The sequence below is a fragment of the Photorhabdus thracensis genome, assembly GCF_001010285.1.
GTDB classification, from domain to species: domain Bacteria; phylum Pseudomonadota; class Gammaproteobacteria; order Enterobacterales; family Enterobacteriaceae; genus Photorhabdus; species Photorhabdus temperata.
On record NZ_CP011104.1, the window covers coordinates 3,147,720 to 3,173,513 of the forward strand.

Here is a 25,794-nt window from a genome sequence, read left to right on the forward strand (position 1 = left end):
AGTCTTCCAGGTTGTACTCATATGTTATTGAAAACTTTTTATATGCTTCTTTGAGCCTTTTGATTGGGTTATTGAGCTGATCAACCTTGCGAATTACGACAAAGATCTTTGCATATGATTTGCTTTTCATATTTCATTCTTTTTTTAACTTTGTAAATGTATATTTAACGTATAAGTGCTTTGCATAAAATACATTTCACATATACTAACTATTTGGCGTTTTTTTATTATTATTTGATAATTTTTTCCATATATACTTCGGTGGCGCGAGTGTTCTATTTGAGAAATGATTTCTAATTGCCCATTAATTGTTTCAATGATAAAACGCCTTGATAACATTACCTTATCCCATTCAGCTTGCATGTGAACTTTCATATTTCGGCGCTTTTTGGTGATGAAAGTGATCCCCGTTTTAGCTAAATCGTCAGCCAGTTCCTGACTGAGATAACCTTTATCACCATAAAGAGAACCCGTTAATTTTTTTGTTAATTCATGAACAGGTTCCCGATCATCCACATTACCCGCCGTCACTTTAAGCGCCAGAATTTCCCCCTGATGGTTTATAACCCAGTGTAATTTGAAACCGTAAAACCAACCCATTGAGGTTTTTCCTCGTTGCGCTATCCCATAGGTTGATAACACTTTTTTTAAGGTGTAGACTGATTGCGTTAGCAGGAGAATGTCGCGCTAGAACCGAGGCTACCAATCTCGTATAGCACAAAGACAAACCGCCCTATCCAAGGGTAAAAGCAAAAAACCAACCTCATCAGTTGGTTTTTTTATTTTTATCTACTCATCATTTTAATTGATTGAATCATCTGAAAATAAACCTATAATCAACGGCTGTTAGTTTGGGTTAGCGTTCTGGCCTGTGTATCTCTGACGCAAGTTTTCTTAAGTCCTGGCTGAGTACAGGTGGTGCTGATTCAGTGCCTCGGTCAGAGCGCGATATTCTCCTGCTAACACAGATAAGGGCCAGCCGGACAGGCAGCGTAAAGGCAATGGTTGGTTAAGTCGTGCTCCTAACAGGAGCAAACGGGTAAAAGCATTTATTGATATTGCTATCATCGTTCTCAAAGCGTTAGTTGCGCTTTGAGAGCTGATCCGTGCATTTCTGAAATAGATAACGGAAACGTAGCTAAGGTCATCGGGTTAACCTCCCGGTGGCCTTTAACATTTATGGTGCATTGGTTAATCTCTTTATCTTTCAATTTATTACCTTCAGTAAAACGTAACCATATGCTTCTTCGAGCCTTTTGATTGAGTTGTTGAACTGATCAACCTTGCGAATTACGACAAAGATCTTTGCATATGATTTGGTTTTCATATTTCATTCTTTTTTTTACTTTGTAAATGTATATTTAACGTATAAGTGCTTTGCATAAAATGCAAAAATACATTTCACATATACTAACTATTTGGCATTTTTTTATTATTATCTGATAATTTTTTCTATAGATAATAGAATTAGTATTGCGATTATTATAAATATAGTCATTTATTTTTTTTAATATTGCTTGGTAATGGATAATTTAAAAAAGAAAGAGGTTTTATTAAATCATTAATATGCTAAGTATACTTGCAGTACATATTAATGACTTTTAATTATATATTAATTGATAAAGTTTACTAACTGTATGGTTTTACTTTGTGCTATTTTATGGTTATTATTAATATTAATTTCTTACTGGGGGTTTTATTTTTGTGATTATTTTAACTCTGATGTTATCAAGTAAATTACAGTGTTGTTCTTATTGTCGTTGATAATTATATCAATGTATTTAATTGATTAATGAAATAAATTTAAAGTAATAGATGATAACTTTAATGTGTAGTTAAAAGAGATATTTAACCATTATCTAAGTATTCGCCTCATTTATTATTATTGAATTGTCAGCGAGATATATTTATTCTCTGATATTGTTTTTGTTTTATAAACATTAATATTATTAATTAATATAGAGATTTATTATGACTAAAATTTTTTCTTTTAATAAGAATCGTCGAGATTTATCAGCTGGGCATAACTCACTTCTTAAGGAAGTTAATGGTGTGAATGGATTGCCTAAATCTCTGGCGCCTGGCTTCCCTGATTTAGATGATCAGTTTAATCAGATGGGAGTCAAACATCTCCGGCTTCATGATGGTTTTGGTATTGGTGATATGGATAACTATTTCCAGGTGGACAGAAAAAATAATCAAAATCAAATGATTGTCAATGTTCCAGAGGAGAATCACCCAGCGGCTAAAAAACTTGTCGCTGATATTGCAAATGTTAGAAGTATTTTTCCCAATGCGGCTATTGGGATGAGAAATCATGATGTTAATCTTGCATTAAAAGAGGCTAATTATGAAATGACGGATGCTTATCTGCGCGATGTTCTGAATAATCAAGCAGATCTGAATCCGGATAATATTCAGCGCCAAATCATGTTTCGTATCGGGCGTTCTCTTGATGGCGGTTATGAAATACCAGAAGACTTTGATATTTATGCAAAATTAGTTAAAGCTTTGGTGAATCGTTATGCTGTAAACTATGCCAACATTGGAATGCCGAAAAAAATAATTTATTGGGAGGTTTGGAACGAGCCTGATTTACTGTTTTTCTGGAATAGTGATGATCCACAAAAATATTATGCATTATATGAAAAAGTAGTGAGAGTGATTAAGGCTGTTGATCCTGATGCTAAAGTCGGTGGTGCTGGCATTTCGTTTAGTAATAATGCAGGGGGTGATTATATTGATGGGTTTTTCCGGTATTGTAAGAATAATAATGTACCGTTAGATTTCTTTTCTTGGCATGGGTACGTTGACACTGGAGACCCGCAAAACATTATTGATATGGGTAATACGATTCAGAAAAGTTTGCGTACTTATGGCTTTACCAAGACAGAAAGTATTTGTACTGAGTGGAATTCCAGTCCTTTTGGGTCGAGAAATACATTTACAAAAGTGCAGAGTGCTAAAAATGCAGCATATATCGCTTCGTCACTTATTTATATGCAATATACGAAAGTTGACCTGGCGCATTATTATCGGGGCGATGGTTTATCTTTTGGCTTGTTTAATGATCAACCTAACCCTAAAAATCCAAATATCAGAAATTTTTGTACCTATTCAGCTCAATCTTTTGGCCTTTTTGCCAAAATGTTAAAAACACCTTATATATTGAGTGGTCATAAAGATTTTTCAACGGGTTTAACGGTCTTAGCAACCGAGAATGAATCAGGTAATAGAATTAATATTCTCGCAGCAAACTATAAAGTAGACAAGAGTTTTTCAGATGGTAATGTAGCGCCAGTTCCTGCGGATTTATATCGACAATATTATTTTGATAGCAGCCGATCATTGGACCAATTAACAGATACCTATAGTAAGAATAAATGGTTTGGTGGTATTGATCCCACGACAATTCATCCTAATAATGCAGTAGTACAAAATGACCCTGTACAACAAATCCCGATTGATACTCTTTTGAGACCTAAAAGTCGCGATTATACTCATAGTGACCAAGGTGTTACTGTAGTGATTGATAATATCGGTTGTAAAAAAGTGAGAGTTAAAGCATACCGTATTCAAGAAGGAGGATCTTTAGAACGAATGCGACCACCAGAGATAACTAACCAGATTACTGTGTCTATATCTAATAATAAATTAACATTAGTGGATAAAATGGCAAAACCTTCAACGGTGACATTATATTCATTAGAATTAAATCATCATTAGTTCTTATGAAATGAAAATATTATAGTAAGTTATTTTCATTTATTTTATTATTAATTGGGAAAATAAAATCATTATAATCATGTGCAAGAGATTTATTTTAATCCATCAGGCTCTGGAATGAGCCTTTTTTAATAATGAATGGTTGTCATAAACGTATTTAATTCAGAATCCATACAATGTCTATTATTGGTGGTTTTCGTGTTTTTTTATATTCAATTGTTTTTTTAATTTATAGAATGTAATTTCTTAATTAAAGGTTTTTTATGACTAAAATTTTTTCATTCAACAAAAATCATCGAGATTTATCGACTGGGCATCACTCATTGCTTAAAGAGGTTAATGGTTTGAATGGTGTGCCTAAATCTCTAGCACCTGGCTTCCCTGATTTAGATGATCAATTTAAAATGAGGGCAATTTGCCGACTCATGTATCAATCCCTTCTTTGAAAGTCGTGTCGATGATCTTGCGGGTGTTAACCATGGCATCGAAGATGCGTTCTTCGAAGAAGCGCACATCATCCTGTGACATCAGTAAGTTAGAATAGATACGCGACAACGGTGAGAACTGGATGCCGTAGTGTTTAGCCGTCTCGCGGATGATGATGCCGCAGAACTTTACCTTATCTCTGTAACCCAGGGATTGCTCGACCGGCTCCTGCTGAGAGTGGTACACCAGCGCGGTTGGCATGCCCTGAATCACCAGAGGTAGATCAACCGCTTCAGCCGCCTTGACGAAGACATTGGCGAGTTGACGAGTAATGCCGGCCATGCGGTCGTAACAACCCAGATCACGCTCAATCAGTGAAAAGGTTGCCTTGATAGCCGCCAGCCCCAGCGGATAACCGTTGAAAGTACCGGTATGAATTACTTTGCCACGGGTATACAGGTTCATAATGTCGCGGCGGCCAGCAATGGCGGAAATCGGCATTGCACCACCACCCAACGCCTTGCCGAAGGTCGCCAGGTGCGGGGTGACGCCCAGCAGTTGTTGCGCACCGCCGAGGCCCAGGCGCACGCCAGTGATAACTTCATCGAAAATCAGCACAATATTGTATTTTTCACACAGTGCCTTGGCCTTTTCCAGATAGCCTTCACGCGGAAAAATGCCGCCACCGTTGATACAGATGGGCTCCATCAGCACAGCAGCGATTTCGTTGTGATAGCGCTCAATAGTCGTCTCAAGCACATCAATGTCATTCCACGGCAGCATAAAAGACTGACCAGCAATCGAACCGCTCTCTTGTCCCCAGGTATCGGGCAAATCGCCCTGAAACTGCTCCGGCACCGGGTAGTGAAGATCCTGCTCATTACACCACCCCACCATGTTATCGGCATTGCCATGGTAATGGCCGTGGAAACGAATAAAGCAATTTTTGCCGGTAAAGCCGCGTGCCAAACGTAACGCGTTCTGTACTGCCTCGGTACCACTCAGGCAGAAACGGACCATCTCGGCACAGGGGATGTGCTTCACCATGGTTTCACACACTTCTATTTCCAGATCGCAGGTATCCACCGATGTGACCTTGCCCATGTACTGAATTAACGACTCGTTGTAGGCTTCATTGTGATGACCAACAAACAGTGCGCCGAACTTACAGAATAGATCGAGGTGTTCATTACCATCCAAGTCCCAGACGCGCGAGTTGCGCCCACGGTTGAACGGGATCACCAGTGACCGTTCAGGATCGCCGAAGTTGTAATGAGTACCACCAGGCAGCAGATCACAGCACTTTTTATAAAACTCCGTTGAACTTTTCAATGACAGTTTTGTTACTGTGTTTATAGATTGCTTACTTTCCGCCTGTGTTTGTGGTGTCGAATTACCGTTAGCATAATCTACACCTTTGGATAAGTTAAACGGCGCATACCGCTTAACCGGTTCCGGAAGCGTGACATACATAAGCTCAAGCAATGCAATGCGAGTCAGGTAGGCGGTGCCACTCATCAGCAGGTGGGCAAGTTCCGCCACCTTGCGCTGCGCCACATCCTCCAGTGGCGTGCCCTGTAGCCACTCGTTCATCGCTCCCATCGCCGAACCGCACCAGATTTGATAATCCATATGGCGCGTTGCTTCGCCGCTTATCGCCCAACGTGATGACTGGCCGAGATACCACTGAAACAGCAGCGCCATTTTTTTCTTTGGCTGCTGCTCCGCCTTTTCAATCACCGCAGACAGGTTACAACGCTGGAAATAAGCCACCGTCTCCTGCCAGATTTCAGCCAGCGGCTTATGGAAGAGCTGCTTTTCCAATTGGGTCACGTCCTGAGCCGGGAGCACGTCCAGGCTGTCGTACTGCTTATACAGCGCGTAGAGTTTCTGGGCGCGTATCGCATACATACTGCCCAGTTTCAGCACCTGAACTTTAGCACCCAACTCAAACATATCTGCCGACGGTGCCATCGCCACGTCACCTATCTGCGCCTTGCCTAACATCTGTTTCACTGCGTCAGAAGTGCCGGCCTCCACGCAAGCCTGGTTTACTGAGCCGGTCACTACATACGCCGCGCCGAGGGCAAAAGCAGCCAGAATGGCGTGAGGGGTTCCCAAGCCGCCTGCTGCGCCAATCCGCACCCGGAAACGGTGGCCGGATTCGAGCTCAATGTCGTCGCGTAGCTGCACCACGGAGCGGAAGATGCAGGACAGCACCCCTTGATCAGTATGGCCGCCTGAGTCTCCTTCCACGGTAATGTCATCCGCCATCGGCACCTGACGCGCCAACACTGCCTGCTCTGCGGTAATCACCCCCTCAGCCAGCAGTTTTTCCAGAATATTTTCCGGTGCCGGACGCAAAAAACACTCGGCAACCTCACGGCGTGATACCTTAGCAATAATGCGGTTTTGGCGCAGGATGCCGCCATCTTGTTGCCGCTTCAGCCCACAAGTGCGGTAGTACACCAGTGCCATGCTCAGTTTGATATAGGCTGAGGCCTCAACCACCCTGACCTGGTGCTCCATGCACAACCGCACACAGGCCATTTCCCACTCCGGGTTGCTGGGGTTGTGTAGCAGGTTGACACCAAATGGCCCGTTGGGCAGGTGCTGGCGCAGCGTGGTAATCGCCTCGGCAATGCGCGGAATGCTCAACCCGCCGGCACCTAAAATGCCGAGGATACCGTGCTGACCTAGGGCGATCACCATCTCTTCTGAATGAATGCCATTTGCCATCGCCCCGGCGTAATAGGCCAGACGTACGCCATAATCCTGGCGGAAACTGATATCCCCCAGATCGGCTTCCGTCATCGCCGGTAACATACCGAGCACGACCGTCTGCCCGGAGGGAAGGGGTTCATTGGCCGGTAACAGCGCCACCCCGTCACCCAATTGCACCACTTGCAGGGCGTGCTCAAGATCATACAAACTGGCGGAACCCGCCATCAGCGGCAGCGCAGATGCTGGGTATCGGCTACCGGATTGGTTAACAGATAAACGATGACTCATTTTCATGCTCCTGGTGTCAACAGCGCCGCAGAGGCAGTGGAAGGCATAGACAGGCGCCGGGTAAAGCCTGTACCCAGGTTATCACACAGACCAATGACGTTGCCGCGATAGATGATTTCAGCGATGAAGATCAGCGAGATAGCCGTCAAGGTCGTGCTATCATCCTGATACTGAGCATCGATCGATTTACAGGTCAGGCGATAACGCAACACGTCACGTTCGCACTTCACTTCACTGCGGAATTTGGCGCTGCACTGAAGGTTGTACAGCGTGTGGGAGACCAAATCGCTTTGCGAGTTCAGCCCAAGATAATACAGGTAGAACTTTACCAACTGTTCGCAGCCCTCAACCAATAACGTGCCCGGCATGACCGGATCGTTTTTGAAATGCACTTTGAATACCCAGTGTTCGGGATCAATATCCACCTCACCGATCACCTCCCCCAAGCCAAAAGCGCCGCCGGACAAATCAACATTCAGCACCCGACTAAGCATGCGTGAATGTGGAGCAGAAAATTTGACGGCACCTTCATGGGCATACTGCGGACCAAAACAGGCGGCGATGTCCCCTTGCATCAGGGCACTGATATGCTGTTCGTCAAAGCGTTGACGCTGGCAACGCAGTGGCGGCGTGAAGGGTTGGGCCAGTTTTGCTGCGGCAAAATACGGCGCGGTATCTATCTGCCTGACTTTGGCGATCTCGCGCATGGTGAAGAAGCCGGAGTTACCTGCCTGTTTTAACACCAGTCGCTCACCGACGTAGCAGGAGTATTCATAGGCAATCAAGACCATCCCTCCGGCGCGCACGCAGGAGTTGATATCGACCCGACCACGCAGCACCTCACCCGCCTTTGGCATTTCACTGTACACCGTGGTCTGACTGTCTACGGCGCGGTAGCCCAATAGCCCTTTGAACAGGTGGTCGCAGCCGATGACAGTGAAGGCCACTATCAGCGCGTGGGAGGATTCCAGGACAATAAAAGCCGGAGCCTTGCCGTCCACCGCATACCAGGTATCAATAGGAATGTCGTACTCCCACTCAATGTAGCAAGGCTCAAGCCGATCCTTAACCGCTGACAGCGCGGTAATACGCGAGACAAACAGATACGGCGGGGACGGCATGCGAGTGCGTACCGGATAACAGTCTACCTTGGCATACTCTGCCCCCAGCACATTTGCGACTAAACCGTCAGTCAGCTCAATAATCTGGCTCTCATCGAACAGCGGCGCACTAGCAGCTGCGGAGGAATGATCACTGAGGATGTGATTGAGCAACTGATAATAGGACTGCTCAAGGCGCAGATACTGTAGTTGGGTTTGTGCATTGCGCACCAAGTACTTGAGCGCGGTAGCCGCAGGAGTCACCGGGGTGTCAGGGTTCGTCGCGATGTTCACCGCCCCCGAGAAATATGCCAGATTGGTCTCGTTGATGATGAAATCAGCCAGTGTTTTCTCCCTGGCGGTATAGACCGTGACCTTAAACTCCCCCGCAGTCGGTGCCGTGGCTTTTGCAGGTCGGGCACGTGGCCCAACCTGCGATTCGCGCAGGATCATATGACTGTAGGCGCGGTCGATACCGATATGGTTGATTGCTGCACGCCGCAGCCCCTGTGCCGGTTGCGGCCAGAACTGTGTTTGTTTTGGCAGAGAAAAACGATCTCCGGCGCTGTAGGTCAACTGAGTGGATTGTGCATAATCGGGCAACGCCGGCAGATAGCGCTGGGTAAGTTGCAACGCCGCTTTGATAATTCCTAGCAAGCCATTGGCCGCCGACAAATGACCATAGTGCGCCTTCAGTGTACCGAGGGTCAGCGGCGCCTGGCGCTGTGGCGAAGCATACACCCGGCTCAATGCGGCCAGCTCGGTGGCAATCTCATCAGGCCGCCCGCCAGCGTAAATCTCAAGGTAGTCTATCTGTTCCGCGGTGCAGCCCACTGCCGCCAGCCCCTGCGTCATTGCCATAACCATCTCATTTTCATCGGCGTTGAACGCCAGTTGGCGATCCGACGCATGACCGATCGCCAAGCCTTCAACCACCGCATAAATGGGAATGGCCTCGCGCAAAGCATCCTGTTCGCGCCGCAACACTACGACACCGCCACCATCACCCACCGCCTGATTCGCCTGGCACGATTGATGATCCCACAAGACGTTTTCTACCCCGCCGGCAAAACTACAGCTGGCAACAATCACGGCATCAACCTGTTGGCGGGCAAGCATGAACTGTGCCAGTTCAAAAGCTTTGAACGGCGCACTCTCTTCACTGTACAACGAGAATACCGGGCCGCTCAGATGCAGGTGAGCGGCAAGTCGGCTTGCCACCACGTTACCAATTCCACCGGTAATACCCTCCGGGTACGGGGTCGGGCACAAGCTATCTTTCAGGATGGTTTGTAACGCCTGCACATCGGTGTCAGGCAGTTCGATGCCGTGACTGCACAGACTCTGCGCCAATTGCCAGCTGATTTCATTGCGTGCCTGACTACGTAAGCAGCCATAGTCCACTCCTCCGGCTACAATCACGGCAATGTTGCGTTTACTGCCGTCTAACACATAACCCGCATCGATGAAGGCACGCTCGGCCACCGGCAATAAAAATAGATGGGAAAGCAGATATGGGCCGACTACGTTCGGCGGCAGCTTGAAACGTTTGCAGTCGAACTCAAATTTCTCAATGTAGGAACCTAGCGGTGGTTGCTCTACCCCGCGCATCGTCAACACATCGGCACGCTGTTCAATGCCCATCCAGCGCGTTGGCGGCAGCGTATACAAATGCTGTGTCCCTTGTTGCACTGCCTGATCCAGGGTATCGGTATCCTCCGTCTGCGCCAAGTGTACGCCAATACCCACCAGTGCCAGAGGCGCAATCACCAACGGGCTCCAGGATTCGCTTTGCGCGGCACGCAACCGTGGATGATCCTCACTGATCACCATATGGGCATTGACACCGCCGAAGCCGAACGCGTTAATTCCGGCACGCTTTGGCCGGCCATTGGCAGGCCACGGCTGGGTTCTACGAACCACGTGTTCCAGACCAAGCTGGCCGGCCGGCGTGGTCACCAGTTGTTGCACACCAAGGGTCGCAGGGATCAGATCGTGCTGCATGGACAGGATCACCTTCAACAGGCTGCCCATACCAGACGCCGTCAGCATGTGACCATTGTTAGCCTTGTTAGCCCCCAGTAGTGGCCTCTTTTTTGCACAATCAAAGAATGTTTCGACCGTCGCCAATTCGATTTGATCACCTACCGGGGTACCGGTGGCATGGCATTCGAGATAATCTATCTCAAGGCTGCTGTTGCGGTAGGCGCGCTCCAGCGCCAACCGCTGTCCGTTGACGTCCGGCACCAGAATATGTTTAACCCCAGCGTCGTTGGATAAACCGATCGATTCAATTACGCCATAAATTTTGTCATTATCACGAATGGCATCGGCATAACGTTTGATCGCCACAATGCCAGCTCCCTCACCGGCTTTCAACCCTTCGGAGGTGCGCTCAAAAGGCACCGACGCGCCACGGTCCGGGAAAGCCCGGAGGATATTAAACCCTTGGTTAATATAGATATGATCGGCATGGCAAACAGCGCCGACCAGCATCATCTCTGCCTTGCCGCAAGCAAGGTAATCTGCTGCTATTTTTATTGCGTAAAGCGCCGATGAACAAGCGGCATCCAGGGCATAACTCGGCCCCTGCAAGCCCAATGCCTGGGCGGCGATGGTGGCATTATGCCCACCCGTTATCAGGTTAAGATCTGAATGCGCTTCTTCCGGCCAGAATTGATCGAAACTGAAATCTGGGCGCCCAATTAATTGCTGGACATATGGTGTTAATAAACGATGGTAAAACGGACTCATCAAACGCTTACCACTATGCGTCGGCATACCTATATTACCAATTAACAACCCTGTCTTTTTTAACACGGCCTGTTTATCACGGTATCCACTATCATTCAGCGCTTCTGCCGCCGTATAAAGCGTCCATTTAAACAAATTGTCCAAAGTAAGTATTTCATTCTCAGGCAACGCATAGCCTTTCGCGTCAAAGTGAAAATCGCGAACATGTCCATTTCGGTTATAGCTTATTTTATCAACTGTGCCTGAAACCGGATGATAATAAAATGCAGGATCGACACCGACTTCCTTAGCAGATAACGGGGTTGTACTATCATTTTCTAGGCAAAGGTTCGCCCAGTACTTTTCAATGGTATCTGCCTCAGGAAACAGACAGCCCAGCCCCACAATCGCAATATTTTCCATGACAGAGTAACTCCTAAGCATGACAAGATTCTCCTGAGTGCTATGGTTGCACCCAGGTACATATCAAACTGATTTTGTTTTATCCGGAAAGATTACCTTGTGTTTTTTCCACCTGTTTTGAATCGGCTTGGATGAATAATTCCCCCAACGCAGCCGAGACGGTAAATTTGACATTATGCAAGCGACCGTAAACATTCCCCATGGCGTCATGCAAGGTAATATCAACAACCAGCGCCAAGGCAGTTTTGGTATTAATTCGCATAGAAACATAGAATTCTTCACCAAATGCCAAGGTAGCATATTGTTCAATTTTCCCAATTGCGCATGGCAGGCCTGCTTTATCCAAACGCTGTATCAGCCAGAATAAGGGCAGTTGCAGAGCGACATCATAAATAAACAGGTTGAAGGAATTGACCGGGAACTGTCCCTGTAATTCAGGCGCTACGTCATCCAGTCGGCATTTCAATATCAGGTATTGATCATCAATATGGATAACCTGACGTATTCCCTGAAATATGCTGCCGTGGAACAACGTTCTGCCCTGGCGCATATCGCCATACAAAGGGTGCGCCAGGGTAATCTGAGTGTGCAAATCGGTATACAGTTCTTCGCAGGCCGCTGCCCGGCGTTGAGTGGTGAGGAATAGCGTGGCCTGATAGTGTTCAACCGTGCCTTTTCCCTGCTGACTGGTGATGGAAATATCTACCGCTAGCCGCTCATCCCCACGCACATAGCCGCAGTTGGGCGTCAACACCACGGTGTAGTCGTCAGGCTGGGTACCATCAAACACAATCCCCTGCAATACGCTGAAATTCACCACGTCCTGAAGCTGGTAGCCCGGAAAATGCTCTTCACAAATGCGCGTCATCCAGCCAATAGCGGCAGTGGCCGGCAATACCGGATTGTCGCAGATGACATAGTGGTGCAGGAACGGATTGGCTTCCAGCGTCAACAAACGCTTAACTTGTTCCTCATCCGGCAGCGATTTCACCTGACGCATGGGCTTGTAGTTTTCACCACCAACAATTACCTGCTTAGATTCAGTATCAGCAAATTCCTGTACGAAATAACGGGTTCCGACGTTACCGGGAATGATCACCATATTGCGGGCACTATAGGTACGTTTTAATGTGTCGTTGACCATACCTCCGTCCCACGGCCCCCAGTTGATGGCACGGACGACCAGACGGCTGCCGCCCTTCAGTGGTAAGTAAGCAAATTTACTCAGGGTTTCATTGGCCATCGCATAATCGGCTTGCCCGGCATTACCGAAATAGCCGACAACGGATGAGAACAGCATTACATAGCGCAGGCTGGTGATATCCACGGCTTGGCACAGGTTTTCCAACCCTTTGACCTTAACGTCAAACACCGAGCGTAAATCATCCAGCGTTTTCTTCTCAATACGCTTGTCCGCTAGGTTGCCGGCACCGTGAATGATACCCGTCACGGGTCCAAATGCCTGCTGTGCCGCGGCAACCGCCGCCGAAACCTGCTGTATATCGGTAATATCACAGTGCAGGTAACAGGCATCTCCCCCAGCCTGCCTGATCTCTTGCAAGGTTTGGTTAATCTCATCGGCATATAACATCCCGCTCAACATGGCATCAATTTTCACCGGCGTTGGTTGGACTTGTTGGGATTGCAGATAGGCGATCGCCGCAGCCTTGCGCTCATTGAGCGTGGTGGTACTCTGTGCCCATGTCGGCAAAGGCGCGTCCAAATCGGTTCTTCCCAGCAGGACAAAGCGTGCCTGGCTGAGTTTCGCCATCTTGATGATACATTGGGCCGTGATGCCACGCCCCCCGCCGGTCACCACAAAAACGTCTTCACGGCTGACTTGGAGTGGTGTATCAATGGTCTCCTTCGCTGCAAGCGCCAGCGTCATGCGCTCACCATTCACACCGCGGCCAACTTCGGTCAGATCGGTACAACTATCCTGCAACTCTTCAATCAGGATCAGGGCAACGTCATGCGGTTTCACTTGGGCGTCGATGTCGAGAGTACGGCAGAATACGTTTTTCCACTCGATGTTCAATGACTTGGTCAGCCCACTGACCCCACTTGCGACGACTTCAGCCAGCCCATTGTCATCCGATATGGACAGCGCACCATCCCCACGGCCTATGATAAAGAAGTAGCCCGCATGGTTTTCATTTCGGTTCAGGCTGCCTTGCAAACGCTTAGCCAGCAGGAACGTGGTTTTAACCGAGAGATAACCCTGCGCGCTGAACACCTTAGCCAGCGTTTTCACACTCTGCCGTGGCGTCTGAAGGTAGATCACGCCATCGATCGGCCCTTGCTCCTGTTCAATTTTACTGATTGCCGTATCCAATGTGGCTTCATCAGCGCAGTTCAGCACGTAGTAGCCGGCGGTTTTGACATGCTTTTCATTTTTTGCCATTCCCGCACTCAGAGTCAGTACTGCCACCCGCTGGCCCTGCTGTTTTAGCTGGTTAACCACTTCATCGACAACTGTTTTACCCTCGTCCACCACCAACCAAAGGCGCGACAACGCAAACGCCAGCGGGTAACAGTCTGGAGTCGGTAACGATCGTAATATTACCGTATAACGAGCAACCCGAGGTTCAACCGGTGCAACCTCTTCGGCAGGAATAGGCTGAACCGCAGGTGTAACACTCAGTTGCGGTTCAGCTAAAGACTTTTTTGCGCTGGCGGCCTTTGACACAGAGGCGGTTGAGGTAACAAAGCCCAGCGTGCGCAGCGGTGTTTCTGCCCTCACATCTTCTGACGCTCTCAGGCTGTGCAGGACTTGGCCGCTATCCTGTCCACGGACATTGTCTTCAATAAAGGAACCTTTTGGCGATGTTGCTTCCACCGGCGCATAGCCCGAATTTTTACGACGGATATCGGCGATAATCTCATCGTTCATTTGTTTAAAGAACGCGGAGATCTTGCTGATATTGCTCAATACTTCGATATCGAAGGTTTCCAGATACTCGTTCTTCAACGCATCATGATAAATGCCGGTGTCTGCGGAAAAGGCATCAAACATCGCGCCGAAAATTTCCAGACGTTTGATAGAATCAATGCCGAGATCGGCCTCAAGATCCATTTCCGCATCGATCATATCCTGCGGGTAACCGGTTCTGTCGCTGACGATGGCAACCAGTTTGCCAATGATTTTCGCCTCGGTAATTTGCTCAAAATGTTTGATTTGTTTTTCCAGTTCAGGGTCGCTCACGCTGGATTTAATCGGTGCAACCGGCTGGCTCACTATCGGCTCAGAAGTGACGGCTGGCACGGTCAGGCGCGGCGCGGCAATTTCTCCCATCGTTGGGGCCTGCGCGGTGACAGGGGCAGCCTTAGGCGCCACGACGGCAACTACCGGCTGCATGGCCTGCCCAGACTGGAATAAGCTCTGCTGGGTGGCAAAATATCGCTCATGGTTGGCGTGATACAGCTCTAGGTTTTTATCCAACAACTGCACACTTTGCCCCAGACTAGACAACATGGCCGGCAAGTTCTGGTGATCCTGGAACTTCTCCAACAGGGTATATTGCTTGTTCAACAGTGACCCCAGCAGTTGAATATACTCTTTCTGGTTGGTTTGGAACTGTTCATGCAGCTGGCTCATGACCCGTTGCGCCTGCAACAGCTCATCCAAATTGCTCTTACCCACGTTCTCATTCAATTGATTATTCTGTCCCATAGCGTTGCCTCGCTTCTGAATTGCAACCGACGTGCTTTGTTGAATAAATGGAGAAGGACCCTTTAGCGATTCTGTCTTTACCCCCGACGCCTGAGCCGGCCTGGAGATCGCTGGTGCTGCCTTAGGCGCACGGTTGGTGATGAACCGTTCCACCACAGCGGTGTCGCCGTCACGCATCGCGCGCGCGCGCCGTTCCTGATTCTTATCTGACATGAAAAAACCGCCACTGAGCTTGAAAGTCAGACGATTGTTTTTTTCCTCCGATGGTGGTTGTACACGGGCATGCCGGTCCAGGGCATTTAACCTGACTCCTTCTGCCAGTAACTTGGCCTGGGCTCGCGCCAGTTGTAACCTCTCCTCGCCTTTATTACTGGTACTGACCGAGATGATGCTATGCTCTCTGCCATTGAGGATGTCCGCGACCAGCTTGCTCAATACCCCTTTTGGCCCAATTTCGACAAACAGGCGGCCACCATGCTGATAGAGGGTTTCGATCGTTTCACGGAAACGCACTGGCATGACCAACTGTTCCGCCAGCAGGCTGGCAATATCCGCAGGTGACTCGCCATAAGGTGCCGCCGTCGCGCTTGAAAACAGTGAGCACTGAGGTGGCTGGAAGTTGATTTGCGCCAAATGTTCGCGAAATGGCGCATAAGCTGACTGGATAAATTTGGTATGGAATGCGGCCGACACGGGTAAAATGCGGCAATGAATCTGGCTGGCCTTCAGTTCATCATGCAGCTGATGGATCACTCTTGTGGCACCGGCCAGCACCACCTGCGAGGCAGAGTTATCGTTGGCGACGGTAATCCCCGGATAGAGCTTGAGTACATCTTCACGTTGCTCTGGTGTTAGAGAGGCCGCCAGCATTGCCCCGGCATCTGAGTCTGCGCCCTGGTCAGCAGCGGCAAACGCCGCAGCCGTTCCCCGTGCCAGTGACACACGGTAAAAATCAGCATCAGACAGCACGCCAGCCGCCCATAAAGCGGTAACTTCACCATAGCTGTGACCAGCAACAAAATCTGGGTTAAAACCATTCTCTTTCAAAATCGCAAAATAGCCGGCGCTGATAGCCCCCAATGCCGGTTGAGCATTGGCCGTATCAGTCAGGAGCTCGTTTTGTTGCTGCCGTTCAGCATCGGAAAATACAGGGGTGGGATAAATCACGTGCGACAGTCCCTGACCACGCTCGTTGGCTGCCAGCACATCCAAAGCCTCCAGCGCTTGGCGCATTTCAGGGTAATCATTGGCAATGTCACGGCCCATATTGACATACTGCGATCCTTGTCCAGGGAACAGCGCCACCACTTTACCATCCAAGTCTTTGGCCGCCGGCTGGTAGTAAATTCCCAGTGGATGTTCCCAGCCACTTTCACTCTTTTGCTTCAACTGGTTCACTGCCGCCGCCATTATCTCCGCCGCCTGTGCGCCAGATGTAGCAACAAACAACAGACGTGCTTGATGAGGTTGCAACCCGTTAAGATCCTGATGTGCAAGATGCTCGCGTAACGCCTGCCCGGCAGACGACGCGCTGCCAAAACGCGCCAGCGCCACCTCACACTTAGCCAGCAGTTGCTCAGGGTTCTCACCGCTGAACAGCAACGTGACTACCTGTCCATTCAAACGATAAGCGCCACGCGGCTCTCGTTCATACTCCTCCAGGATCGCATGGAAATTTGTTCCTCCAAAACCAAAAGCACTGAGGGCAGCACGGCGTGGTGCAGCGTTGAGAGGTCGTAACCAGGGACGAGGCTCACTGTTGACATAGAATGGTCCGTTATCCCCGGCCAGCATTTCGCCAGGCTGAGTGACGTTGATCGTGGGAGGTAACACTTTGTGATGCAGGGCAAGCGTCGCTTTGATCATTGATGCTGCTCCCGCCGCACTGCGGGTATGACCAATCTGTGACTTAATGCTGCCTATGGCCACCGATTTCGCCGCCACCCTGTGCTCATCGAAAACCATGCGCAAGCTTTTCAGCTCTGTATTGTCACCGGTGGCCGTCCCGGTGCCATGCGCCTCAACCAGTTGAATGTCCGCTGGAGTGAGGCCGGCACGAGCATAAGCACGCTTGAGTGCTTTTACCTGGCCTTCATAACGGGGGGCAAAAATGCTTTTCGCTTTACCATCACTGGATGCCTCAAGCGATTTGATCACCGCATAGATATTATCACCATCCAACTCGGCGTCTTTCAGACGTTTCAGCACCAGCATGCCAACACCATCACCGAGCATGATGCCATCGGAGTCACGATCGAAAGGGCGCGACAAGTTGCTTTTCGACAGTGCCGGGGTTTTGCTGAAACACACGAAAGAGAACGCTGAATTTTCCAGGTTGACGCCCCCTGTCAGCACAGCATCACAGCTGCCTGAATTGAGTTCACCGATAGCAGCTTTGATCGCCGCCAGGCTGCTCGCACAGGCGGCATCCACCATGTAGGACGTCCCACCAAGGTCAAAATAGCTGGCGATACGGCCACAGGCCACATTACCGAGGAAACCGGGTAAACAGTCCTCATTCCATTCAAGGCATGAATCATGCACCCGGTCGATCACTTCGTCCACAACCGCCTCCGGCAAGCCGGACTTGATCATGATTTTACGCAGATACGGGGTTTGTTGACGGCCCGCCAGCGAGAATAAGGTATTGCCGTTACCGCCGCCGCCCAGAATAACGCCGATGCGATCGCGGTTCACCCGCTTGTTTTTTTGACCAATTAATCCCGCATCCTGCATTGCCTGTTTGGCCACGTACAATGAAAATAATTGGACGGTACTAATTGAATCAACAATGGCCGGTGGAATTTTAAATTCCACCGGGTCAAAATCAATAGCAGGGACAAAACCGGCTTTATGACTATACGTTTTATCCGCAGCCGACGTATCTGGATCATAAAAATCCTCTTTGCTCCAATATTCTACCTCTGACACGGTGGTAATATCGGTCAAAGAATCTCTTTTAGCCATGATGTTTTCCCAGAACTCATGCAGGTTTGAGGCATCAGGGAAATGGCTGGCCATGCCGATAATAGCAATATCGCCCTGGCCTTTCTTACCATGCATTAAATATGTCTCAGACATATATTCCTCACGCTTTAGGTGAAATAATCTCATGCGCAACACACCAATAAATTGTGCTATGCAGAGTGAACTCACCGCTGTTGTTTACACCAAAATGATCTTTCCATGATCGTTTAATGACTCATCAAAAATTATTCACTGCAATATTGTTATATTTCCTGTGATAACAGCTGAGTTTTCCTCATGCCTGATAACCTTGATTTTTTATAAGGATATTATTACTGAGACTATTATTATCCTCGCGTTCATATTTTCTGACAGTTTGCATCGCACCATCAAAAATAATTTCCGCTGAAAAAGAAATAATCACAACCAGTAAATAGAATGCCAGAAAAACGCCAATGAAAGGTGGCCTCCTGCCATGTAGTGAGGAAAAAATAAATACCACCAATAGGTACAGTGTCAATGACGCTACGAATCACAGTTTTAATTTTTATAGGTAACTGGTATACATCGGTTTAACTTAACTTTCAAACCTCAGTGAAAATTGGCTTGTATTAAAAGATAAAGACAATATAATCCTTTTAAATCAATTGAATGCAAAAACAACAAAACATGAATAAATAATTATATGTATTAACAATGGTAAAAAAATGGAAGATAAGACCACAAAAACCATAAAAAAAACAAAAAATAAAATTTTATATCAAATTAAATTAAAATTTAAAAAATACAATAAAATAGATAATAAAGCTGCAATAATTACGTGAGGTAGATTGGATTTTAATAAAAAATCCATCAAAAACCTTTACATAAAATGATACGAGGTGCGATAGTTGGAAATATTTTCACCTTATCGATTAATTTAATTTTTTTATATTTTCGGGAGTAAACTTTATTGCAAAGATATTAAAACTACATAGAAATTACATAATGGGGTTCTACGCCGGACAATGGCATTCGGTTAACCTCTTGCTGGGGCATCAAAAGAGTTCCATCGGGTTCTGGGACGCATAGATTTTCGTGGATAGTGCCTCCCACACCCGTTGAGTCATTCCGGCAAGTCCCTCTGAAAGAGCACAATAAAATGATTTTAAATATTTTTTTATCCCCTGCATCAGCAAAGACAAGTGTTTTACAACGAGAAACAAACAGTTTTTGAAATTCAATTTCTGTTTATTTTCTCTGCTATCAATGCAGTCGCTATCGTTACCTCTGTGATTAATATCATTTTCCGATATCCTTGCCAGGTTTAGTAATAATATATGCGCTTGGATTTCTTGTCTGACACCTTTCTCACTCTGTGAATGGAAATCCTCAATGCAAAGGATTGACTTTGACAATTTATATAACTCTTCTATATTCCATCGATGATGATATAAATCATGAAAGGCTTCAGCTTCATAATATCCTTGTTCAACAAGAGTAGTGGCAAGAATATATTCACCATTTCGGTCAGTATGCTTTATTAGTCTTAATGTTAAGCATGGGAATTCTGAAAGAAGTTTTCTCTTTCTAAGATCTGACTTTACTGCTTCCGATGGCGTATAACTAACAATAAGATCATCTGAATTACTGTCAGAAAAATCTCTAATAGCCTTATTCCTGTTTCCCTCCTGTACTCTGAATACGGCATTCAGATTGTTTTGCATTACTTGATATAGCAAGTAATAGCTAAAGTATCCCCGATCGAAGATCACGATAGCATTGCTATCTAAACACTGGAGATGCTTTTCGACACAAGCCCTCTCATTATTATGGTTAACAAAATCAACGTCATATATGATCGAATTCAATACATCATAGAGACAACTCATCATTGCATAGGGATAATGTCGTGATGTGTTTTTGGGTGTTTTATATCCATTTTCCAGCAACCCTCTGGGAATGTTTAATTTTGAGCCATCTATAGCAAACAGTCGATGTCCTTTCCATGTTTCGGGATGGGTATTATCTTCCCATACAGAAACGATATTTTTGTTTATGGTTTTTATTGCATCATCAGGTAATTTCATTCTGGCTTCGCACATTGATGAAGCCGAGACGGGCTTATGCTGAGGTAACGGTATTTTTTCACGAATGCACTCAGCCCATATTTCATTAATAATATAATAGTATCCGTGGTTATTTTTCCCTGATATGATTTTTATGAGAAATAGAACAATCAATTCATTGACTACTGATCCGACACAGGTAGATACATTGTTCGATGCTGGCGGCCATCAGAAAAAACTACTACCGGGACAAGATCTGAGCTGGAACGCACGGGGGGAACTGCAACAGGTAACACCGGTAAGCCGTGAAAATGCCAGTGACCGGGAATGGTATCGCTACGGCAATGACGGAATGCGACAGTTAAAGGTCAATGAACAGCAGACCGGTAACAGCACACAGCAACAACGAGTGACTTATCTTCCCGGATTAGAACTGCGTACAACACAAAATGGCAAAACTACATCAGAAGATTTGCATGTTATTACAGTAGGTGCAGCCGGTCACGCACAGGTACGGGTGCTGCATTGGGAAACTACACCACCAGCCGGTATCAGTAATAATCAACTCCGTTACAGCTATGATAATTTGATTGGTTCCAGTCAGCTCGAACTAGATAGCGAAGGGCAAGTTATCAGTCAGGAAGAATATTATCCATTTGGCGGTACAGCGCTGTGGGTGGCGAGAAACCAAACAGAAGCCAGCTATAAAACCCTTCGTTACTCAGGCAAAGAGCGGGATGCTACCGGGCTCTACTACTACGGCTATCGCTATTACCAGCCATGGGTAGGCAGGTGGTTAAGCGCCGATCCGGCGGGAACCGTGGATGGTTTGAATCTGTACCGGATGGTAAGAAATAATCCAATTACTTTATATGATAATGATGGTTTGGCGCCTCCACGAGTGAGATCCCGTCATCCTGATTCAGAGGGGGAATCAGAAAGCGAAGATAGTAGCATTGGTTATCGTGCATTAAGATCTGATGAGCAACCCTCTATACATGGCCTTCGTTCTCCAACAGGAGCAAATCCAAAGATTTCTGCTTATGCTCATGTCAGAGCAGGGACAAAAGCAAAAGTCAAATCCAGTTGGATTTCCTATAGCCGCTCTTTAAAAGTTGCAGCAAGCTGGGCAGCCGTAAGTGGTAGCGGTAGAGTTGTTAAGTTCCGAATAAAGAAAAGTAACCGATCTTTTGATCTAACAAATAAAAGCTTTTGAGTCTGAACATAATCCCGTTCAATTATTCTCATCTCACTAATGGTGACCGTCCAAACGGTCACCAAACTCGATAACAAATAGATGCACCTTAGCCACAAAAACATCGCCTGGATCACACTTTAACCACAAATCACCATTTCCCAACGAAAAGTACCAGCGAACCTTCCAAAAATCTATTCAAGAAAAACCGTTCTGAAGCTTCAATTAAGAAACACAAAACAAACATTAAATTAACATTTCCGTGCCAATATTGATTATATTTATATCAAGACCGGCGCTTTTTATTCAGACTGTGAGGTAGACATGAAACCAGAAGATTTCCGCGCCGATAAAAAACGCCCGTTTACCGGTGAAGAGTACCTGAAAAGCCTTCAGGATGGCCGCGAAATTTATATTTATGGTGATCGCGTAAAAGATGTCACCACACATCCCGCGTTCCGCAATTCTGCTGCCTCAGTCGGTCAATTGTACGATGCCCTGCACGCGCCTGAAACCCATGATGCTTTATGCTGGAATACCGATACCGGCAATGGCGGGTATACTCACAAATTCTTCCGCTTTGCCACTTGCGCTGACGATCTGCGCCAACAGCGTGACGCTATTGCCGAGTGGTCACGTCAGACCTATGGCTGGATGGGCCGTTCACCTGACTATAAAGCGGCATTCGGCAGTGTGTTAGGCGCATTCCCTGAATATTATGGTCAATTCGCTGATAACGCCCGTCATTGGTATAAAAAGATTCAGGAAACGGGGGTTTATTTTAACCATGCAATCGTTAATCCCCCCATCGATCGCCATAAACCCGCCGATCAAACCCGTGATGTTTTTATCCAACTGGAAAAAGAGACAGATGCAGGTATTATCGTCAGCGGTGCAAAAGTGGTTGCGACCAACTCGGCTCTGACTCACTATAACTTTATCGGTTTTGGTTCCGCGCAAGTCATGGGAGATAACCCTGATTTCGCCCTGATGTTTGTCGCCCCAATGGATGCCGATGGGGTAAAACTGATTTCCCGCGCGTCTTATGAACTGGTAGCCGGTGCGACGGGTTCCCCGTTCGATTATCCTTTATCCAGCCGCTTTGATGAAAACGATGCGATTCTGGTGATGGATAAGGTCCTTATCCCTTGGGAAAATGTGCTGATTTACCGTGATTTTGACCGCGCACGTCACTGGGCGGTTAAGGGCGGTTTCGCCAGTCTGTTCCCATTACAGGCTTGTGTGCGTCTGGCAGTGAAACTGGATTTTATTACCGCCCTGCTGCAAAAGAGCCTGGAGTGTACCGGCGTGATAGAATTCCGCGGTGTTCAGGCGGATCTGGGTGAAGTGGTTGCCTGGCGTAACCTGTTCTGGTCGCTGAGTGATGCTATGTGGGCAGAAGCCAAGCCGTGGCAAGGCGGTGCTTATATGCCGGATACTCAGGCAATACAAACTTACCGCGTGATGGCCCCAACCGCTTATACGAAAATTAAAAATATTATTGAAAAAAACGTCACCAGTGGCCTGATTTATCTGCCATCCAGTGTCCGTGATATGCATAACCCAGAAATTAATAAATATCTGGAGCGATATGTTCGTGGTTCCAACGGTATAGATCACGTTGAACGAATCAAAGTGTTAAAACTGATGTGGGATGCCATTGGCAGTGAATTCGGTGGTCGCCATGAGTTGTACGAAATCAACTACGCCGGCAGCCAGGATGAAATTCGTCTGCAATGTCTGCGCCATGCCCACGGTTCCGGCAATATGAAGAAAATGATGGATATGGTTGATCGCTGTCTTTCTGATTATGATCAGAACGGTTGGCTCAGACCACACTTATACAATAATAACGATATTAACCAGTTAGATACGCTGCTGAAATAATCGGTAGCAGGAGGCCAATTATGTCTGTAGAAAATGAACATCGCCTGCGTTTCAGAGATGCGATGGCAAGCCTGTCAGCAGCGGTGAATATCGTCACCACCGATGGTCCTGCCGGATGCTGTGGTATTACTGCCACTGCGGTATGCTCGATCACCGATACGCCACCCACTCTGATGGTGTGTCTTAACCGCAATAGTGCTATGAACGTGGTTTTTCAGGAAAATGGCCGCCTGTGTGTCAACATCTTAAACCATGAGCAAGAATTGATGGCACGCCACTTTGCTGGTATGACCGGAGTCAGTATGGAAGAACGCTTTCGCTGGAATATCTGGCAAAAAGGTCCGCTGGGCCAACCTGTGTTGACCGGCACCCTCGCCAGCCTTGAAGGTGAAATTGAGCAGGTTCAGGAAGTCGGTTCTCATAATGTGTATCTGGTTCACATTAGGCATATTACAGTGAGCGAACAAGGCCACGGTCTGATCTATTTCAAGCGTAATTTCCGTCCGGTTATGCTGGAAACTGTTGCTGCCGCGGTTTAACAACCTACTGATTAGGTTCTAAGCTGCTCCTCCACTATTCAGGCCGAAACGGCCTGAATAGTCTTCTTTGCTTGCTTTATTCAGTTGACAATTCAACTAGATCCTCTTCCTAACCATTTTTGATATTCACTTGATGAATATGCTGTTAAATTCTATACGTAATCTTTATGTTCGTGTGATCAAACATTGAGAACCAATTTTAACCATATAATAACCTACCTCGTTCAATGCTCACCTAAATAAAGTGCATAAAAACATAATCTTAGCGATACATCATTTCATAGAGATGTTAACTAACCTGCATTTCTTGGTGTATTCCAAGATAAATAATGACTAATCAGAGGTAATCAACTATGAATAAACCCGCTTCGCTCGGTTTATTACAGCAACCCAAGCCGTTTTTCATGATCTTCTTCGTCGAGCTTTGGGAACGATTCGGCTACTACGGCGTACAGGGCATTCTTGCAGTTTATTTTGTACAAAAATTGGGATTTTCTCAGGAACAGGCGTTTACCACTTTCGGGGCATTCGCAGCGTTGGTTTATGGCCTGATCTCTATTGGCGGCTATGTCGGTGACCACTTACTCGGAACTAAACGAACCATTGTGTTAGGTGCTATCGTCCTGGCAGTGGGTTATTTTATGACTGGCCTATCCATCCTGAAACCTGATTTAATTTTCTACGCATTAGGAACGATTGCCGTTGGTAACGGCCTGTTCAAAGCAAATCCAGCCAGCCTGCTGTCTAAATGCTACCCACCGAAAGATCCTCGTCTGGACGGGGCTTTTACTTTGTTCTACATGTCAATCAACATCGGCTCGCTGTTCTCACTCGCTATCGCGCCGGTTATTGCTGAAAAATTCGGCTATGCCGTTACCTATAATATTTGTGGCATCGGTCTGATTATTGCTTTATTGGTCTATATCTGCTGTCGCAATACGGTTCGTAATATTGGCTCTGAACCAGACCATCAACGAATCAACTACAAAAAGCTGGTATTGGTTTTGGCGGGAACTGTTGCGACGGTTTTCGCCTGTGCATGGCTGATGCACAATGTGAAAATTACTAATATTGTTCTGATTAGCTTGTCTGTGATCGTAGTGTTTATCTTCTTCCGTGAAGCATTCAAGCAGGATAAAGTTAGCCGTAATAAAATGTTTGTCGCTTTCATTTTGATGCTTCAGGCCATTGTGTTCTTCATCCTGTATGCTCAGATGCCAACTTCTCTAAACTTCTTCGCAATCCATAACGTTCATCATCAGCTACTTGGTTTTAATATCAATCCGGTCAGTTTCCAGGCACTTAACCCATTCTGGATCGTGGTTGCCAGCCCAATACTAGCGGCTCTGTACACTCGCTGGGGTGCTAAAGGTAAAGACCTGACCATGCCGGCTAAGTTTACCGTCGGTATGTTCCTGTGCTCTTTAGGTTTCCTGACTGCCGCTGCTGCCGGTTTGTGGTTTGCCGATGAGCAAGGTTTGACTTCACCCTGGTTTATCGTTCTGGTTTATCTGTTCCAAAGCCTGGGTGAATTGATGATCAGTGCATTGGGTCTGGCAATGGTTGCTGCACTGGTTCCTCAGTATCTGATGGGCTTCATTCTGGGGATGTGGTACTTAACTCAAGCAACCTCATTCTTACTCGGCGGCTATGTGGCAGCCTTTACTGCGGCACCGAAAGGCATTACTGATCCACTGCAAACATTACCTGTCTATACCAGCGTATTCGGCAAAATTGGTATTGCTACCTTTATCGTTGCGATTATCATGGCAATCACGGTGCCGTTGCTGAACCGTATGATGAATGAGAAACAAAAAGTATGATTTGTTTTAAATAAAACCTCACCAACGAAGGTTACACCGCTCGTTTAAACATTTTTATTCGGGCGGGGTATTTTCTTTTTTAATACATCTCTCCATTTACAACAGAATATCTAATCACTTTATTCCTTATAATAAACTTTTATTAAATAATTTCTAATCATTTTATTTCATTATTATTACAATTTTTATTATTAGAAATACAGTTACAAATTTTATTATTGCATTATCTCTGCCATTTAAAA

At 46.7% G+C, this 25,794-nt stretch carries 9 protein-coding genes and 2 pseudogenes; 5 read left to right on the forward strand and 6 right to left on the reverse strand.

Features of this window, described 5'->3' with window-relative positions:
* Nucleotides 1-246: 246 nt before the first annotated feature.
* A pseudogene (locus VY86_RS13770) lies at nucleotides 247-627 on the reverse strand (IS982 family transposase); the annotation flags it as partial.
* A gap of 1,344 nt (nucleotides 628-1,971) precedes the next feature.
* On the opposite strand from VY86_RS13770, the gene VY86_RS13775 reads away from it, so the two are divergent.
* On the forward strand, nucleotides 1,972-3,726 hold the full coding sequence (locus tag VY86_RS13775) for a GH39 family glycosyl hydrolase (protein ID WP_046975364.1): 1,755 nt from the start codon (nucleotides 1,972-1,974) through the stop codon (nucleotides 3,724-3,726).
* 423 nt (nucleotides 3,727-4,149) lie between these two features.
* On the opposite strand, the gene VY86_RS13780 is transcribed toward VY86_RS13775, so the two are convergent.
* The 5 genes from VY86_RS13780 to VY86_RS13800 all read right to left on the reverse strand — a co-directional run bounded on the left by VY86_RS13780 (nucleotide 4,150) and on the right by VY86_RS13800 (nucleotide 20,129).
* Nucleotides 4,150-7,164 (reverse strand): PfaD family polyunsaturated fatty acid/polyketide biosynthesis protein, encoded by a 3,015-nt coding sequence (locus VY86_RS13780; RefSeq protein ID WP_046975365.1) that lies wholly within the window; start codon nucleotides 7,162-7,164, stop codon nucleotides 4,150-4,152.
* 2 nt (nucleotides 7,165-7,166) lie between these two features.
* On the reverse strand, nucleotides 7,167-11,420 hold the full coding sequence (locus VY86_RS13785; RefSeq protein WP_046975366.1) for a hotdog fold thioesterase: 4,254 nt from the start codon (nucleotides 11,418-11,420) through the stop codon (nucleotides 7,167-7,169).
* Between the two features lie 79 nt (nucleotides 11,421-11,499).
* Nucleotides 11,500-18,174, reverse strand: coding sequence for a type I polyketide synthase (locus VY86_RS13790; RefSeq protein WP_046975367.1), 6,675 nt, complete (start codon nucleotides 18,172-18,174; stop codon nucleotides 11,500-11,502).
* Nucleotides 18,175-18,355: 181 nt separating this feature from the next.
* On the reverse strand, nucleotides 18,356-18,562 hold the full coding sequence (locus VY86_RS26540; RefSeq protein WP_046975368.1) for a DUF6347 domain-containing protein: 207 nt from the start codon (nucleotides 18,560-18,562) through the stop codon (nucleotides 18,356-18,358).
* A 535-nt stretch (nucleotides 18,563-19,097) separates the two neighbouring features.
* Nucleotides 19,098-20,129 carry an IS4 family transposase gene (locus VY86_RS13800; protein WP_238591473.1) on the reverse strand — a complete coding sequence of 344 codons (1,032 nt, stop codon included), beginning with the start codon at nucleotides 20,127-20,129 and terminating at the stop codon, nucleotides 19,098-19,100.
* Between the two features lie 148 nt (nucleotides 20,130-20,277).
* Between VY86_RS13800 and VY86_RS13805 the strand changes: the two are divergent.
* The 4 genes and pseudogenes from VY86_RS13805 to dtpB form a co-directional block, all read left to right on the forward strand.
* Nucleotides 20,278-21,324: pseudogene (locus VY86_RS13805) on the forward strand (RHS repeat-associated core domain-containing protein); the annotation flags it as partial.
* 303 nt (nucleotides 21,325-21,627) lie between these two features.
* Entirely contained in the window at nucleotides 21,628-23,190 is a 1,563-nt protein-coding gene (hpaB, locus tag VY86_RS13810) for a 4-hydroxyphenylacetate 3-monooxygenase, oxygenase component (RefSeq protein WP_046975370.1), read from the forward strand.
* Between the two features lie 20 nt (nucleotides 23,191-23,210).
* Nucleotides 23,211-23,729 carry a 4-hydroxyphenylacetate 3-monooxygenase, reductase component gene (hpaC, locus tag VY86_RS13815; protein ID WP_046975371.1) on the forward strand — a complete coding sequence of 173 codons (519 nt, stop codon included), beginning with the start codon at nucleotides 23,211-23,213 and terminating at the stop codon, nucleotides 23,727-23,729.
* Nucleotides 23,730-24,082: 353 nt separating this feature from the next.
* Complete coding sequence (gene dtpB, locus VY86_RS13820) at nucleotides 24,083-25,552, forward strand: dipeptide/tripeptide permease DtpB (RefSeq protein WP_046975372.1); 1,470 nt, start codon at nucleotides 24,083-24,085, stop codon at nucleotides 25,550-25,552.
* The last annotated feature ends 242 nt before the right edge of the window (nucleotides 25,553-25,794 follow it).

What these genes read in the sequence shown, in the direction of transcription:
- VY86_RS13785 (WP_046975366.1), bottom strand. Translation starts at nt 11,420, where the DNA reads ATGGAAAATATTGCGATTGTGGGGCTGGGCTGTCTGTTTCCTGAGGCA.
- hpaB (WP_046975370.1), top strand. Translation starts at nt 21,628, where the DNA reads ATGAAACCAGAAGATTTCCGCGCCGATAAAAAACGCCCGTTTACCGGT.
- VY86_RS13800 (WP_238591473.1), bottom strand. Translation starts at nt 20,129, where the DNA reads ATGAAATTACCTGATGATGCAATAAAAACCATAAACAAAAATATCGTT.
- VY86_RS13780 (WP_046975365.1), bottom strand. Translation starts at nt 7,164, where the DNA reads ATGAGTCATCGTTTATCTGTTAACCAATCCGGTAGCCGATACCCAGCA.
- VY86_RS13790 (WP_046975367.1), bottom strand. Translation starts at nt 18,174, where the DNA reads ATGTCTGAGACATATTTAATGCATGGTAAGAAAGGCCAGGGCGATATT.
- dtpB (WP_046975372.1), top strand. Translation starts at nt 24,083, where the DNA reads ATGAATAAACCCGCTTCGCTCGGTTTATTACAGCAACCCAAGCCGTTT.
- hpaC (WP_046975371.1), top strand. Translation starts at nt 23,211, where the DNA reads ATGTCTGTAGAAAATGAACATCGCCTGCGTTTCAGAGATGCGATGGCA.
- VY86_RS13775 (WP_046975364.1), top strand. Translation starts at nt 1,972, where the DNA reads ATGACTAAAATTTTTTCTTTTAATAAGAATCGTCGAGATTTATCAGCT.